The following is a 1,676-nucleotide window of genomic DNA, read 5'->3' on the forward strand; positions in this document are numbered from 1 at the left end:
CCGACGCGATGGAGCGCGCCCGCGGTATCACGATCTTCAGCTCGCAGGCCGAGCTCGAGCACGCCGGCGTGCGCCTCATGCTCGTCGACTCGCCGGGCCACGTCGACTTCAGCGCCGAGGCGGAGCGCACGCTCGCCGCGCTCGACTACGCCCTGCTCGTGGTGGGCGGAAACGACGGCGTCCAGGGCCACACCGAGACCCTGTGGCGCCTGCTCGCGCGCCGCGGCATCCCCACGTTCGTCTTTGTGAACAAGACCGACCTTTTGCCCGATGGCGGCTCCGCCGAGGAGCGCGCCCGGGTCATTGCCCAGCTCCGCGCGCGGCTGTCGGAGGGCTGCGTGCCGGCAGATGACCTCGCGGGCGAGGCGGCGGCCATGACCGACGACGCGGCGCTCGACGAGTACCTTGAGGCGGGCTCGCTCGCGCCCGGGACGATCCGCCGGCTCGTGGCGCAGCGGCGCGCCTTCCCGGTCTTCTTTGGCTCCGCGCTCAAGAACGACGGCGTGGAGGGGTTCCTCGACGGCTTGGCGGAGCTCGTCGAGGAGCGCGAGTGGCCCCGTGAGTTCGCGGCGCGCGTGTACCGCGTGAGCCACGGGCGCAAGGGCGAGCGGATCGCGTGGCTCAAGGTCACCGGCGGCGCGCTTTGCGCCAAGCAGGTCGTGAGCGGCGTCCGTGCCGGCGAGCCATGGTCTCAGAAGGTCGACCAGCTGCGCGTGGCGGTCGGCGCGCGGCTCGAGCCGGTGGGGGAGGTCCGCGCGGGAAGGCTCTGCGCGGTCACGGGGCTCACGCGCGTGCGCCCCGGCGACGGCCTGGGCGCCGAGTCCGACGCGGAGGCCCCGGTGCTCGCGCCCGTGCTCACCTACCGCGTGCTTACCGGCGACGAGGACGCCCACGCCGTGCTCGCGGCCCTGCGCGAGCTCGCTTGCGAGGACCCGATGCTCGGCGTCGCGTGGAGCGAGCGCCTGCAGGAGATCCACCTGCAGCTCATGGGCGCCGTGCAGCTCGAGGTCGTGAGGGGGCTTCTTTCTGACCGCTACGGGCTTTCGGTCGACTTCGGCTCGGCGGGGATCCTCTACAAAGAGACGCTCAGCGCGCCCTCTATGGGCATCGGCCACTTCGAGCCGCTGCGCCACTACGCGGAGGCCCACCTGCTCGTGGAGCCCGGGCCGCGGGGGAGCGGCGTCGTCTTTGGCACGCGCTGCTCGGAAGACGAGCTCGACCGGAACTGGCAGCGGCTCATCCTCGCGAACGCGATGGAGCGCGACCACGTGGGCGTGCTCACGGGCGCGCCGCTGACCGACGTGCGGATCACGCTGTGCGCCGGGCGCGCGCACGCCAAGCACACCGAGGGCGGCGACTTCAGGCAGGCCACCTACCGGGCGGTGCGGCAGGCGCTCATGTGCGCCCGGTCGCGCGGCGAGTGCGTGCTGCTGGAGCCGTGGTACGCCTTCGAGCTGGAGGTTCCCGAGGACAAGCTCGGCCGCGCGATGTCGGACATGACGCGCATGGGCGGGCGCTTCGGCGCGCCGTCGGCGGGGGCGGCGCCGGCTGCTTCGGACGCGGGCGCGGGCGCAGGCGCGTCGGGCGGGATCGCGACGCTCGCGGGCGAGGTCCCGGCCTCGGAGCTGGGCGACTACGCGCTCGAGGTGGCGGCCTACACCGGAGGCCGCGGACGG

The 1,676-nt window shown here is 73.8% G+C and carries 1 protein-coding gene; it reads left to right on the forward strand.

What is annotated here, in order from left to right; genetic code table 11:
- On the forward strand, window positions 1–1,676 hold a 1,676-nt coding region (locus tag ACT84W_RS08235; protein ID WP_444328855.1), incomplete at both ends, for a GTP-binding protein.

Source organism: Paratractidigestivibacter sp. (genome assembly GCF_052362415.1).
GTDB lineage: Bacteria > Actinomycetota > Coriobacteriia > Coriobacteriales > Atopobiaceae > Paratractidigestivibacter.